At 47.2% G+C, this 14,389-nt stretch carries 12 protein-coding genes; all 12 read right to left on the bottom strand.

The window, feature by feature from the left end; genetic code table 11:
- Window positions 1-231: 231 nt before the first annotated feature.
- Window positions 232-1,908, bottom strand: coding sequence for a ribonuclease J (locus B9Y93_RS03325; protein WP_085492925.1), 1,677 nt, complete (start codon window positions 1,906-1,908; stop codon window positions 232-234).
- A 460-nt stretch (window positions 1,909-2,368) separates the two neighbouring features.
- Window positions 2,369-3,256, bottom strand: a complete 888-nt coding sequence (gene dapA, locus B9Y93_RS03320; protein WP_085492924.1) for a 4-hydroxy-tetrahydrodipicolinate synthase — start codon at window positions 3,254-3,256, stop codon at window positions 2,369-2,371.
- A 40-nt stretch (window positions 3,257-3,296) separates the two neighbouring features.
- On the bottom strand, window positions 3,297-4,514 hold the full coding sequence (dapG, locus tag B9Y93_RS03315; protein ID WP_085492923.1) for an aspartate kinase: 1,218 nt from the start codon (window positions 4,512-4,514) through the stop codon (window positions 3,297-3,299).
- Between the two features lie 109 nt (window positions 4,515-4,623).
- Window positions 4,624-5,667, bottom strand: coding sequence for an aspartate-semialdehyde dehydrogenase (locus B9Y93_RS03310; RefSeq protein ID WP_085492922.1), 1,044 nt, complete (start codon window positions 5,665-5,667; stop codon window positions 4,624-4,626).
- Between the two features lie 75 nt (window positions 5,668-5,742).
- On the bottom strand, window positions 5,743-6,339 hold the full coding sequence (locus B9Y93_RS03305; RefSeq protein WP_085492921.1) for a dipicolinate synthase subunit B: 597 nt from the start codon (window positions 6,337-6,339) through the stop codon (window positions 5,743-5,745).
- A 3-nt stretch (window positions 6,340-6,342) separates the two neighbouring features.
- Window positions 6,343-7,236, bottom strand: coding sequence for a dipicolinate synthase subunit DpsA (dpsA, locus tag B9Y93_RS03300; protein ID WP_085492920.1), 894 nt, complete (start codon window positions 7,234-7,236; stop codon window positions 6,343-6,345).
- Between the two features lie 175 nt (window positions 7,237-7,411).
- The gene (gene dut / locus B9Y93_RS03295) at window positions 7,412-7,870 is read right to left on the bottom strand and encodes a dUTP diphosphatase (protein ID WP_085492919.1); all 459 of its coding nucleotides are present in this window, start codon (window positions 7,868-7,870) and stop codon (window positions 7,412-7,414) included.
- Window positions 7,851-9,113, bottom strand: coding sequence for a M16 family metallopeptidase (locus tag B9Y93_RS03290; RefSeq protein WP_085492918.1), 1,263 nt, complete (start codon window positions 9,111-9,113; stop codon window positions 7,851-7,853). Before B9Y93_RS03290 ends, dut begins: the two co-directional genes overlap by 20 nt.
- 67 nt (window positions 9,114-9,180) lie before the next feature.
- Window positions 9,181-10,191, bottom strand: a complete 1,011-nt coding sequence (locus tag B9Y93_RS03285; protein ID WP_085492917.1) for a polysaccharide deacetylase family protein — start codon at window positions 10,189-10,191, stop codon at window positions 9,181-9,183.
- Window positions 10,192-10,537: 346 nt separating this feature from the next.
- Window positions 10,538-12,757, bottom strand: coding sequence for a polyribonucleotide nucleotidyltransferase (gene pnp / locus B9Y93_RS03280; protein WP_085492916.1), 2,220 nt, complete (start codon window positions 12,755-12,757; stop codon window positions 10,538-10,540).
- Window positions 12,758-12,996: 239 nt separating this feature from the next.
- Window positions 12,997-13,266 (bottom strand): 30S ribosomal protein S15, encoded by a 270-nt coding sequence (gene rpsO / locus B9Y93_RS03275; RefSeq protein WP_085492915.1) that lies wholly within the window; start codon window positions 13,264-13,266, stop codon window positions 12,997-12,999.
- A gap of 146 nt (window positions 13,267-13,412) precedes the next feature.
- Window positions 13,413-14,360: a bifunctional riboflavin kinase/FAD synthetase gene (locus tag B9Y93_RS03270; protein WP_085492914.1), complete on the bottom strand. Its 948-nt coding sequence runs from the start codon at window positions 14,358-14,360 to the stop codon at window positions 13,413-13,415.
- Window positions 14,361-14,389 lie beyond the last annotated feature (29 nt).

Raw genomic sequence — 14,389 nt, 5'->3', positions numbered from 1 at the left:
GCTCCATCCAGTAATGTGTTATGCGAGCCAGAAGAGGATATCGTGCAAATCATTCAAAGATCACAACTGATCATAAAGATGACTCTAATGTATAAAAAAAGAATAGCTCCCCTCCTCCTGTCAGAGAAGTAAAGAGCTATTCTTCATCTTAGTGATCTGAATGCGACCTATAGTCACATTTCATTATAGATGTCTTGCCATGTTTTATCATAATAATTGTCTTTAACTTAATTACACTTCCATAATAATAGGAAGGATCATCGGACGGCGACGAGTTTGTTCATACAAGAAGCGGCCAAGCGCATCTTTTACATGCGTCTTCAATGAAGCCCACTCGTTCACATTCTCACTCATTAGACGCTGCAGCGTAGAGGTCACAATGCGATTCGCTTCATCTAGAAGCCCTTCTGATTCTCGTACATACACAAAGCCTCTGGAGATAATATCAGGTCCTGACATAATCGTTCCATCCTGCTTGCTTAACGTCACGACGACGACAAGAATGCCATCTTGGGAGAGCAGCTTGCGATCACGAAGCACAATATTGCCCACATCTCCTACACCCAAACCATCGATAAGCACATAGCCCGACGGTACCTTGGAGCCCTTGCGAGCGACACCGTTCTGAATCTCAACCGTATCACCGATGTCGGTAATAAAGATGTTCTCAGGTTCGATGCCTACGGCCTCAGCCAGTCTAGCATGTTGGCGAAGCATGCGGTATTCCCCGTGAATCGGGATAAAGTATTGCGGCCTCATCAAGTTAAGCATCAGCTTGAGCTCTTCTTGACTGCCATGTCCGGATACGTGAACTTTAGTTTGGGCGCCGCCGTAAATAACATTGGCTCCTAATCTAAACAGCTCATCCACCGTTCGACCTACATCTTTCTCATTGCCTGGGATTGGTGTTGCTGCGATAACAACGGTATCGCCTGGCAGAATATCTACCTTGCGATGCGTTGAGCGCGCCATTCTCGTCAGAGCAGACATCGGTTCTCCTTGACTGCCTGTACACAAAATAACGACTCGATCAGCTGCAAGCTTGTTTACTTCTTCAGGCTCAATCAGCATCCCATCCGGAATGTGAAGGTAGCCCAATTCAGAAGCAATCGTTACGACGTTAACCATACTGCGTCCGATTACGGTCAGCTTGCGATTCGTAGCATGAGCGGCCTCAATGACCTGCTGCACACGATGAATGTTAGAAGCGAATGTTGCGACGACAACTCGCTGCTCTGCATTATGGAAGATCTCCTCCAGCGTATCGCCTACGCTGCTTTCAGAAGGCGTAAAACCCGGTCTCTCCGAATTTGTACTATCGGATAAAAGTGCGAGAACCCCTTTGGCACCAATCTCTGCCATGCGATGCAAGTCTGCATATTGGCCATTAACTGGCGTATGATCAAACTTGAAGTCACCGGTATGTACTACCGCACCTTCCGGTGTATCCAGGCATACCCCAACGGAGTCAGGGATCGAGTGATTGGTCTTAAAGAATGTGGCCGTCATCGATCCAAGCTGTACCTCGGAATCCGCATGGATGAGAATGCGCTTCGTCTCGCCAAGCAAATTCGCCTCGCGAAGTTTGCTTTCAATTAGTCCAATTGTAAGTCTAGTCGCATACACAGGCACATTCAGATGACGCAGTACATATGGAAGTCCTCCGATGTGATCCTCATGTCCATGTGTAACAATAATACCTCTTACTTTATCTCGATTTTCTGTTAAGTAGGTGATATCAGGAATAACGATATCGATTCCGAGCATATCTTCTTCTGGAAACTTCAATCCAGCATCAATAACGACAATATCGTTACCATATTGGACAACGTACATATTTTTCCCAATTTCACCTACGCCACCCAGTGCAAAAATGGATAGCTTATCTGTGTTGTTCTTCTTTGACAATGTCTATCTTAACCTCCTATATTCAGTTGGCCGTCGCACCAATGAACTAACGTTTGTAAAATATACCGCACCCAGTCACTTGATAATCATTATACATGAACGTTATGAAAAAACACAAGTCGGCGTTTTGATCCTTAAAGACAGATGCCTACTGATTCATCACTCGTGAAGTTAAAAAAAACGTTGGTTTTAAAGCGTTTTCATAGATCTGTAGCACCAAAAAAATTCGTTCAAATTTTTCATGACATGCAAAAAAATAATTCCAAAACAAATTGAATTGCAAGCTGCTGCAAGTCATGTTCGGACGCTTCTTCTCTTGTCTTATTTTTGATCCTTAGGTTCATTTAAATACGAAAAAGCCCAAGTATCTTGGGCTTTTTCGTAATCCAAAATGATTATTCCGTTCAACTGAATGAAGCATCTATCCTATTTGTTGAGATCTGCAAGCCCCAGCTTAGCATTAAAGAAACGGCTTGATCACTTGTTCTACAAATTCCTTCTCCGCTTGGGTTGCCTCAATAAGCGGCAGTCTTACACCGCCAACTTGGAAGCCGCGCAGTTGCATGGCATATTTGACGGCAACAGGATTGGGAACAGGATGAGGAGCTTCAAACAGCCCTTTGAATACAGGAAGCAGCTTTGCATTCCACTCGCTTGCCAGCTGTACATGTCCATCAACATAGGCTTGAATCATCTGCTTCATGTCTTTACCAACGATATGTCCTGCTACGCTGACAATTCCATAACCGCCAACACTTAAGGCAGGAAGCGTGGCAGCATCGTCGCCAGAGTAGACATAGAAACCCTCTGGAGCATGAGATGCGAGCTGAGCCACCTGCTCAATGGAAGCACATTCCTTCGTTGCAACAATGTTCGACACATCATTAGCAAGACGAAGCGTCGTATCCACACTCATGCTTGTTACGGTCCGGCTCGGTACATTATAGAGCATAACAGGCAGTGTCGTTGACTGAGCAATGGCCTTAAAATGACGATAAAGTCCTTCCTGATTTGGCTTGTTGTAGTAAGGCACAACCAAGAGGATGCCGTCAACTCCCGCTTCCTCTGCGAGCTTTGTGAGATGAATTGAATGAGAAGTGCTGTTGCTTCCCGTTCCCGCGATGATCTTCGCACGTCCGTTAGCCTTTTTAACTGCAAAGCGGAATAATTCAGCCTTCTCCTCATCACTAAGCGTTGGCGATTCGCCTGTCGTCCCCGCAATCACCAAGCTGTCGCTCTTTTGCACCTCGATTAATTCTTCGATAACTCGCTCTGTTTCTGGCCAAGCAATGCCAAGCTCAGCATCAAATGGAGTTACCATCGCTGTTACTAATCTGCCAAAATCCACTTTTGTCTCCTCCCCTAAAATACGTATGACTTCGGTATGATTACCGATTCAAGCCAAATTGCTCATGCAAAGCACGTAATGCCCGTACCATATCCTCTTTCGTAACAAGCACCCAAATCGTTGTATTGGAATCTGCCGATTGTAGTATTTGAATATCCTGCTTCGTTAAGGCTTCGACAATATGGGCCATAATTCCCGGCACCCCATTCATGCCGCCGCCAATAACTGACACCTTTGCACAACTAGACAACGCTTTTGGCGAATAGCCCATGTCTTTAAGAACTTCAAGCGCTCGAGGAGCATCATGGTCAAAGACCGTATAAACAGCTCCAGATAAGGTAACATTAATAAAATCTACACTAATTTGGTTGTGGGCCATCGCTTTAAAGACGTTAAGCTGAAGATCATGAGTACCTTCTTGGGCTTCAACCGTAATCTGAGTAACATTGCTCACGTATGCGATTCCTGTCACAAAGCGGTCTACAATGCCCTCATACAAGTCATGGATCCCATCCGGATTCGTAACAAGGGTTCCCTGTTCATCGCTGAAGGTTGAGCGAACACGAACGGGGATCTGTGCTTGCATCGCAATCTCCACCGCGCGTGGATGAATAACCTTTGCTCCATGGTGAGCCATATTGCAGATCTCGGCATACGTTACGACCGTTAGAGGCTTCGCATCCTCCACAAGTCTTGGATCTGCTGTCAAAATACCGTTGACGTCGGTATAAATATCGACCATTTCTGCTCGAAGCGCAGCACCGAGCGCTGTTGCAGAGGTATCGCTGCCTCCACGGCCAAGCGTCGTATGATCCCCATTCTCCGCTTGTCCTTGAAAGCCGGTTACAATCGCAACCTTATTCTCCTTCATGGCTTCAAGCACACGTTCAGGATTCACATCGAGAATGCGGGCATTGTTAAAATGCTGGTCTGTCTTAAATCCTGCCTGCGCGCCAGTGAACACAGTCGCCGAGATTCCAGCATCATGAAGCAGACTGCAAAGCGTCGTAGCAGAGATAATCTCGCCGCAGCACAGCAGCATATCCTGCTCGCGAGCAGGCAGCTTGGCGCCATTGGATCCAATCCAGTCTAACAGGGTATCTGTCGCATAGGGCTCACCTCTTCGCCCCATTGCCGAAACAACAACAGCAAGGTGATATCCATTTTCAAGCTCACGTTGTATATGATGAATCACTTGATTTCTGGCTTCGGCTGTAGATAGGGAAGTTCCTCCGAACTTCTGTACAAGTATTCTCATAAGTAATTCCTCCAACACTAATGAAGACTGACTGCCAGAACATGATGTGCTCCATGCTTGCAAGCAGCTTGCATATTCTGCCTAGCCAATACAAAGCAAGAGCGGCGTATTATTCTGGCCGCTCTGAAGCAAATGTTTCTGCAATTTGAACTGCGTTCCAAGCTGCGCCCTTAAGCAGGTTATCGGATACGATCCACATATTCAAGCCTCGTGGATGATCAAGATCGCGGCGCAGACGCCCAACGAACACATCATGTTTGCCTGCTGCATCCGTTGCTAGCGGGTAAGCTTGCTCTTCTGGACGATCCACTACGGTAATACCCGGCGCAGCAGCAAGAAGTTCGCGCACTTCTGCCAAGTCGTAGTCGTTTTTAAGCTCAACATATACGGACTCGGAGTGCCCATATACCACTGGAATGCGCACGCAGGTTGTCGTCACTTTAATAGACTCGTCATCCATAATTTTCTTTGTTTCATTAATCATTTTCATTTCTTCGTAAGTAAATCCGTTCTCTTGGAACTTGTCGATTTGAGGAATCGCATTAAAAGCAATTTGATGCTTCACAGGCAGAGAGGACACAGGAAGAACATCAGGTTTAACCGTATTGCCTTCAAGGACTTCCTTCGTCTGATGCAGCATTTCGTCGATAGCGCGTGTTCCTGCACCTGAGACGGCTTGATAAGTAGACACAATGATGCGATCGATGCCGTAACGGTCATATAATGGCTTCAGCGCTGCAACCATTTGAATGGTAGAGCAGTTCGGATTGGCAATTACCCCTTGGTGTTCTTTGATCTTGTCAGCGTTCACCTCAGGCACAACGAGTGGTGCTGTCGGATCCATGCGAAAAGCGCTTGTATTATCGATACATACAGCCCCTCTTTCAATCGCAGCAGGCACTAGTGCCTTGGAAACATCTCCTCCAGCGCTGAATAAAGCAATATCAATGCCCTCAAAGCTCTCAGGACAAGCTTCCTCAACCGTATACTCGACTCCGCAAACGGAGATTTTCTTGCCTGCAGAACGTGCTGAGGACAACAGCTTTAATTGTTGGAAAGGAAATTGACGCTCCTCAAGCAGCTTGATTATTTGTTCCCCTACTGCTCCTGTAGCTCCTACAACTGCAACGTTAAACCGCTTTTGATTCGTCATGTGTCTCTTCTCCCCTTTACGACTATGTGTACGTAAAGAGCGTGATAGAATCTCGATCACGCTCTCCAGTCTTGATCATTTATACTGAAAGCGTTCAATAATAAGCGGCTGCAATTGCTTGCCTTCTAATGCCGACTTACACGCTTCAGGAATCAAATCCATTCTCGCAACTAATGAATTGGGCTTCTGTGTTGGATTGTCTTGCCCATACGGAACAAAGTAAATATTCTTTGTGACAAGCAGCTTCGCAATATTCGCAGCATTGAGTCCGAGGCCGTCATTCGTTGAGATGGCGAGCACTAAGGGGCGCAGATTGCGCATCTGTGCCTTCGCAGCCATCAGCACTGGACTGTCAGTGATGGCATTCGCCAGTCTGCTCGTGGTATTGCCGGTGCAAGGCGCGATGACCATCACATCAAGCAGTTTGGATGGGCCGAGCGGCTCGGCATCTACAATCGTAGAAATCATATCATTCCCTGTAATATCTTTCAACTGCTTTTGCCAATGCAAAGAAGTTCCAAATCTGGTGTCAGTCGTCATAATCGTATTCGAAACAATCGGAATCACTTTTGCCCCAAGGTCAACAAATCGCTGAATCTGAGGCATCACCTCATCAAAGGTGCAATGCGATCCTGTCAGCGCAAAGCCCACTGTAATCCCCTTATAGTCCATCCTTCATTCCCCCGATGTTCGCATTTGCTCTAATAACAGCTGACTAATGCTATGGGCAAGAATGCGGCCGGCGGATTTCGGTGCTACGATGCCTGGAAGCCCCGGTGCAAGCATGGCTTTAACGCCTCGCTTCTCTGCAAATCGAAAATCAATGCCGCCAGGCTTCGAGGCTAGGTCGATAAGAACCGCACGGTTGGGCATTTGTGCTATGACCTGCGCTGTGACTATCATAGTCGGTATCGTATTAAAAAGCAAGTCGATATTTGTCACGCGTTTAGTCAGCTCGCTTAGGTAAAAAGGCTGAAATCCCATCTCGGTTGCACGCGCAAAATGCTCATCTCTTCGCACGCCTACCCGTACATTAGCACCTAATCCAAGCAGCGTCCTAGCCAAGGTGAAGCCTGTTCTTCCCATACCAAGCACCATGGTTTCCGAGCCATGAAGCGTAATGTCTGTATGTTGAATCGCCATCATAATGGCGCCTTCTGCTGTTGGTATGGAATTATAGATGGCCACATCATCTCGCTCGAACAATTCAATCAATCTAAGCTTATGCTTATCACATAGCGTGCTTAAGTAAGGCTTCGCCATTCCCGTAAACACAATCGCATGAGATGGAAGCGAGGCGATATGCTCCTCGGTAAGGACCAATTCTTCTGACGTGAAGATAGCATGCACCTTTCCATCATCATCTGTGCCAACGGCAGGCAGCACCAATGCGTCAGCATGACGAAGAAGCTCCTGTGACAGAGACTGCCGCTGCACACCATGGTACGGATTTGACAACTGGTCGAATCCAATGATCGTGACACTGGCATCTAGCTCCGTTAACTTCTGAATGACCTCCAGGTGCCTTGCATCTCCGCCCAGAAATACGACGTGAACTCCAGTCAACATTCGTGCTTCTCACTCCTCTCCAGAACACATCTAAATCTGACATATAGAACATCTTATGCGTGAGCCTAGAAAGGGTGCAGACACAGCCGCTGGACATTTTAGTTCCCGATAACATAAAAAAGCAGCCTCCATCCGGAGACTGCCATTTGTTAAGCATCAGATAATATATGGAAAATTACTTCGTGCCTGTGTGTCCAAAGCCGCCCTCGCCACGCTCCGTATCGGACAACTCGTCAACTTCCACAAGCTTCACCTCAGGCACATACTGAATGACCATCTGCGCGATCCGCTCATTGCGCTCGATCGTGAAGCCGTGATTGCCGTGATTGATCAGCAGGACCTTCACCTCTCCACGATAATCGGCATCAATCGTGCCTGGAGAATTCAAGCAGGTCAATCCATGCTTATAAGCAAGTCCGCTGCGCGGTCGAACTTGCGCTTCTAGCTGCGGAGGCAGTGCCATAGCAAAGCCGGTTGGCACTAATACTCGTTGGCCTGGACCTAGAGTTAACGGCTCATCTACTGCCGCATACAGATCGAAGCCAGCGGCAAGATCGGACATTTTAGCCGGGATATGAATATCCTCATTACCCGGTAGTCGTTTTATTTGTACTTCAAACTCGGTTTGTAACAAGATAGTCCCTCCTGAAATTCTTGATTGCTTCTGCATTCACGCCTACCATCGCAACAGCAAGTGGCTCGGCAACCATGCGATCGATCATATTGTTCACATCATCCATCTTCACAGCTTCAATTCGTTCAATCATCTCATCTAATGTATAATGACGGCCGAGCATTAGTTCATTCTTCCCTAGCCGAGTCATGCGGGAGCTTGTGCTCTCAAGACTTAAGATCAAACTTCCTTTTAGCTGCTCCTTGCCCTTCATCAATTCGTCTTCTGTAATGCCGTTGCGTGCAATATCAAGCAGCACTTCCATCGTGAGATCGAGCACTTCCTTGGTCTGCTTAGGCGCTGTTCCGATGTATACCGTAAACAAGCCGCTGTCTGCAGCAGAAGAGTGATAGGAATACACGGAATATGCTAAGCCCCGCTTCTCTCGAATCTCTTGGAACAGTCTAGAGCTCATTCCACCGCCGATGACATTGTTTAAGATCACCATCGCATAAAGATGAGGATCTGACATGGAGCACCCAGGCAGACTCAGGCAGATATGATTCTGCTCGGTTTGCTTCTCCTGATACAATACCTCGCTGTGGAATTGCGGAACTTCAGCTTGATGCTCGACATGATCATTTTGAAAAGATCCAAAATGCTTCTCCAGCAGTTCGACAATAGAATCATCAAAGTTGCCTGCTACGGCAACAACTGTGTTGGAGATGGTGTAGTGATCCTTCATATACTGTCGAAGGTCACCTGCGGTCATTGGCTCAAGCGTGTCTTCCGTGCCTAGAATCGGGTAAGCAAGCGGATGCGAACCGTATGCTGCTTGCGTGACCAAGTCATGAACCGTGTCATCCGGCGTATCCTCATACATGGAGATCTCCTCCAAGATGACATTCTTCTCCTTCGCCAGCTCCCCATCATCAAGCTTAGAGTTGAAAAACATATCAGACAGTACATCTACCGCGATCGGCAGATGCTCATCCAGAACCTTAGCAAAATAGCACGTATATTCCTTGGAAGTGAATGCATTAACATTGCCGCCAATCGCATCAAAGGCTTCAGCGATTGCTTTGGCATCGTAGCGTTCCGTTCCTTTAAACAGCATATGCTCAATAAAATGCGAGACGCCGTTGCTCGTCTCGTTCTCGAATCGAGAGCCTGTCTTTACCCATATCCCAAAGGACACCGACCGGCAAGTAGGAATCTTCTCCAAGACAACTCTCAGACCATTACGTAACTGAAGCTTCTCCAATCGTGGTCCTCCTCAATTATGATCGATGCAATAAATTGCACCTCTTATCCTACCAAAAAAATGAGGATCACTCAACTTTAGACCTTTTTAACCGATCCTCAGACAGTGCTTCACTCACCGTGCCAGGAACCAATTCTTTTTGTCGAATAACACCGATCATATCGGACAGCGCGGCACTTGAAGATGCCGTTGGATGCATGAGTATCAAGCTGCCTGCACCTACCTTGTTGCGAACACGGCTCACCACAGTTCCAGGACTCGGCTTTTTCCAATCAATGGTGTCTACCGTCCATAATACAGTCTTTAGACCAAGCTGATTGGCTGTCTTTACCGTTAATGAATTGAAGGCACCTGATGGCGGCGCGAACCACTGGCTGTGCTCGCCTATGGTCTCTTTTATGATCTTTTTCGTCTTCTCTATTTCCTGGTATTGCCGGCCTTCGCTTAATTCGTTCATGTTAGGATGCGAATAGGCATGGTTGCCGATCTCATGGCCTTCAGCTGCAATCTCTTTTGCAAGCTCAGGATTCTTTTTAACCCAGGAGCCGTCAAAAAAGAAAGTTGCCTTAACCCCCTCTTGTTTGAGAGTATCCAGCATCGGACGTACAAACTCATTGCCCCATGCGACATTGACCATCAGCCCCACAGCCGGCTTTTGTTCATTGCCCCGATAGATCTCCGCAGGCGGAAGCTGATCCAGCGTAACACGCGGCTTTACTTCCTTCATCACATACGCAATCTGTTGATCCACGCGCTTGGATTCATTTTGCTTTAGCGTATGCTCGATATCCACTTCAAGCCCATTGTAGCCAGGGATCGCTTTCCACACGCGATCAATTCTTGCATCAATCGGAGCAACTCGCTTAGCTGCTGCAGCTTCCTCAATGCGCTGCATCAGCTCTGTCTCCGTCATAACCGTGCGATCTTCCTGCAAAAAAGCGTTGCTCCAAACCGCAGCGGCTTTGGTGTCTTCAATATATGAACCTATCGCGGTCATCCGAGCGATTATGACAATCAACGCTGCCGACAACAGCACCGTTATCCATTTAAGCTTCGTCGCTTGGTTCCATCGATTCATTGTTCTTCATCCTTTCCTTGTCCATATCCCAGCATGTGCCTGCCTGTACATAGATAGGCTTCTTTCATTCTATGCGGAATCGGACAACGTTATTCGGACGAGCACAAGGATGGCTTGTTACAGCTCTGGCTTGCTCTATTCGGGAACCTGAATAACCCACGTAGGACACACCATGCGATAAGATCGTAAATATGCAAAAAGAGCCAGAATTCACTTCTGTCTCTTTCAAGGTTCATCTGTGATGAAGCGAGCTAAAGCTCTTCGCCGCATGCCCAGATTGATATTGTAGATAAAACAAGTACCAACCTCCTATTACAATTGTAGTAAGAGGTTGTATCCCGTTTTATTATGATTGTGTTGTGCGTTGTGGTCTAGGACCATTATTGTTGTGGGAACGGCGATCTCCGCGATCTCCATTGCGCTCACGGCCACGATCACGATCTGGACGCGGCTTGCGTGGAACTGCTGGCTGAGTGCCTTCGCTTGATGGATCTAGAATGACTTTGTGAGACAGGTTGATTCGACCTTGCTGATCGATCTCTACAACCTTCACTTCAAGCTTGTCCCCGATTTGAACCACATCTTCAACCTTCTCTACACGTTCTGTAGACAATTGAGAAATGTGAACCAGCCCTTCTTTGTTTGGAAGCAGCTCGACGAATGCACCGAATTTCTCAATGCGTTTGACTGTACCATTGAACACTTCGCCTACCGTAATTTCTCTTACGATGCCTTCGATAATTTCACGAGCACGCTCGTTGCCTTCTTGGCTTGGCGAAGCAATAAAGATTCGACCATCCTGCTCGATGTCGATCTTTACACCTGTTTCTTCAATGATCTTGTTCACGACTTTACCGCCTGCTCCAATAACGTCGCGAATCTTATCAGGGTTGATGTTCATGGTCAAGATCTTAGGCGCATATGGAGACAAAGTCTCTCTTGGCGTTTGGATAATCTCCATCATCTTGCCAAGGATATGCATCCGTCCTTCATGTGCCTGTGCGAGCGCTTGGGTCAAGATATCACGGCTGATACCGTTAATCTTGATATCCATTTGGATAGCTGTGACACCAGCTGCTGTACCCGCAACTTTGAAGTCCATGTCTCCAAGATGATCTTCCATCCCTTGAATGTCAGACAGAATGGAGAAGTGTTCGCCATCCTTGATCAAGCCCATTGCAATCCCTGCAACAGGTGCTTTGATTGGAACACCTGCGTCCATCATTGCAAGCGTGCTTGCGCAAATACTTGCTTGAGATGTCGAACCATTGGATTCAAGCACCTCGGACACCAAGCGAATGGTATATGGGAATTCCTCTTCTGTAGGAATTACTTTTGACAATGCACGTTCGCCAAGGGCACCATGTCCAATCTCACGACGTCCAGGAGCACGCAGCGGACGAGCTTCCCCTACGGAGAATGGAGGGAAGTTGTAATGATGCATGAAGCGCTTCGACTCTTCGAGATCCAAGCCATCTAGAATCTGAACGTCACCCAGTGCACCAAGTGTACAGATGCTTAGCGCCTGTGTTTGTCCGCGAGTGAATAGACCAGATCCATGTGTACGAGGCAGCAATTTAACATCGCATTCGATTGGACGAATCTCGCCAAGCTGACGGCCATCCGGACGAAGCTTGTCATGTGTAATGAGACGACGAACTTCTTCTTTCACGATATCATAGAGCGTCTCTTTCACATCGTCAATCTTATCTTCATCATCTGCATAGACGGCTGTAAAGTGCTCAACCGTCTCCGCGTTGATTGCATCAATCGCATCTTGACGCGCATGCTTCTCGGCGATGCGCACTGCTTCCATCAAGCGCTCTCCTGCAAAGCTTCTTACTGCAGCATTTACTTCCGTATCTACAGCATGGAGCGTAACATCCATCTTCTCCTTGCCAACTTCTTCTACAAACTTCTCGATTGTCGCAACAATCGTCTTGATCACTTCATGACCATACATGATCGCTTCAAGCATGGTCTCCTCAGGCACTTCATTAGCCTCAGCTTCAACCATCATGATCGCATCCTTTGTTCCAGCTACGACCACATGCATATCACTGATTTCTTCTTGCTGTACCGTTGGGTTAATAATAAATTGACCATCCACACGACCAACAATAACGCCACCGATTGGACCATTGAATGGCACGTCAGATACAGACAATGCAGCAGATGTACCGATCATTGCTGCAATCTCAGGAGGACAATCCTGATCCACACTCATGACAAGGTCAAGAACTTGTACATCATTGCGGAAGCCGTCTGGGAATAGTGGACGAATTGGACGGTCAATCAAGCGGCTAGCCAAAATAGCTTTTTCGCTCGGTCTACCCTCACGTTTAATAAATCCACCTGGAATCTTACCTACAGAGTAAAGACGTTCTTCATAGTTGACAGTCAACGGGAAAAAGTCTAGGTCTTTAGGTTCCTTTGATGCCGTCACCGTACACAGTACGACCGTATCACCATAGCGAACCGTTACCGCAGCATTCGCCTGCTTTGCCAAGCGGCCAAATTCAAGCGAGAGCGGTCTTCCGCCTAGATCCATCTCGATGCGATGCATGGGGAATCCCTCCTTATATTGATGCTACTTTTATTCTCTTCTAACCCCATTATTTCCTTCAATACTTGGTTAAAACCATCCTTTTGCACAACTTTAAGCAAATGGCAGCATTTGAGCAGTTCCAACCGTACCAATTATGTAATCATGAGGAGAAAATCAACAGCCAGATGTATAAAAAGCAACCCAGTCGCAGACCGCATCGCAAGCGGTGCACAACCAGGTTGCCTGGGTTCGAGCTATTAACGACGCAGACCGAGCTTAGCGATCAATGCGCTATAACGTTTAACATCTTTGTTCTTCAAGTAAGCCAACAACTTACGGCGTTGACCAACCATTTTCAATAATCCGCGACGGGAATGGTGGTCTTTCTTGTGAGTACGCAAATGCTCCGTCAAATTCGTGATGTTTTCAGTAAGGATAGCGATTTGCACTTCCGGAGAACCCGTGTCGGAAGCGTGAGTCTTGTGTTCCTCGATAAGCTGTTGTTTACGCTCTTGAGTCAATGCCATCCTATTCACCTCCTAATATATTCATCTATGAATGTCCATAAGCCTCGTCACCGTCGGTGAGATCGAATAACCAAGCTCAGGCAAATGCCGTGCTACAAACACGACAACGGCACTAGTATATCACTAATAAAGCGGAAAGTAAAATATTATTTGGACAAGGTTCGCAAGTAGACCTTGGCCTGCTCGGCATCCAGATGGATCTGATTAATGAGCTCCTGCACAGAATTGAACTTTTGCTCACCGCGAATAAACTTCTTCAGATAGACCGTCATCGTCTCCCCATAAATATCATCATGGAAATCAAACAAGTGAGCCTCGACAACAGGTTCTGGAATATGGCTGTGGAAGGTCGGCTTTAAACCAACACTCAGCACGCTGTCATACGTCTCTCCGCGCACTTCCGCGCGCACCGCATAAACGCCAAGCTTTGGAATATAATAAGGCTCTTCCGGCTGCACGTTGGCAGTAGGATACCCAATTGCTCTCCCACGTTTCTCACCATGCACCACTTCACCGCGAAGCATATATGATCTGCCTAATAACTCATTGGCAAGAGTAACGTCGCCCTCATCTAAACACTCCCGAATCCGAGTGCTGCTAACCTTGGTTCCATCTTGATCGATCGGTTCGACAATATCAACGGTAAAGCAATTTTTGCCTTCTTTCCGAAGCATCTCCGCTGTACCTGCACCACGATGGCCAAAGCGATAATCAAATCCGCAAACGACATGCTTGGCATCAAGGCGGCAGAGCGCATGGACAAATTCAGAAGGCGTGATTTGAGCAAACACGGTGTCGAACTCGACTACATAGAGCCGATCAACGCCAAGGGCTTCAAGCTGACGTTCTTTCTCTCCAAGCGGAGTGAGGTATCGATCATAGCCAGGCTTGCCGAACACCCCTTTTGGATGCGGATGAAAAGTCATAAGTCCTGCGATTAAGCCCTGCTCTTTCGCGTGGGCGACAGCGCGCTTAATCACATGCTGGTGGCCTTGATGAATCCCATCAAAATGGCCTAGTATAATGGCTTGTGGAATCTTGCTTTGTTCCCAAGTAGCATCTTCCAACGAATGAAGCAAATGTATCGTCTGCATGGTTATCTAAACTCCTATATCCCAAGGGA

This window comes from Paenibacillus aquistagni, assembly GCF_900177815.1.
Taxonomy (GTDB): domain Bacteria; phylum Bacillota; class Bacilli; order Paenibacillales; family Paenibacillaceae; genus Paenibacillus_B; species Paenibacillus_B aquistagni.
This window is presented reverse-complemented; position numbering and strand designations above follow the sequence as displayed.

What these genes read in the sequence shown, in the direction of transcription:
- dapG (WP_085492923.1), bottom strand. Translation starts at nt 4,514, where the DNA reads ATGAGAATACTTGTACAGAAGTTCGGAGGAACTTCCCTATCTACAGCC.
- B9Y93_RS03310 (WP_085492922.1), bottom strand. Translation starts at nt 5,667, where the DNA reads ATGACGAATCAAAAGCGGTTTAACGTTGCAGTTGTAGGAGCTACAGGA.
- B9Y93_RS03305 (WP_085492921.1), bottom strand. Translation starts at nt 6,339, where the DNA reads ATGGACTATAAGGGGATTACAGTGGGCTTTGCGCTGACAGGATCGCAT.
- dpsA (WP_085492920.1), bottom strand. Translation starts at nt 7,236, where the DNA reads ATGTTGACTGGAGTTCACGTCGTATTTCTGGGCGGAGATGCAAGGCAC.
- B9Y93_RS03285 (WP_085492917.1), bottom strand. Translation starts at nt 10,191, where the DNA reads ATGAATCGATGGAACCAAGCGACGAAGCTTAAATGGATAACGGTGCTG.
- pnp (WP_085492916.1), bottom strand. Translation starts at nt 12,757, where the DNA reads ATGCATCGCATCGAGATGGATCTAGGCGGAAGACCGCTCTCGCTTGAA.
- rpsO (WP_085492915.1), bottom strand. Translation starts at nt 13,266, where the DNA reads ATGGCATTGACTCAAGAGCGTAAACAACAGCTTATCGAGGAACACAAG.
- B9Y93_RS03270 (WP_085492914.1), bottom strand. Translation starts at nt 14,360, where the DNA reads ATGCAGACGATACATTTGCTTCATTCGTTGGAAGATGCTACTTGGGAA.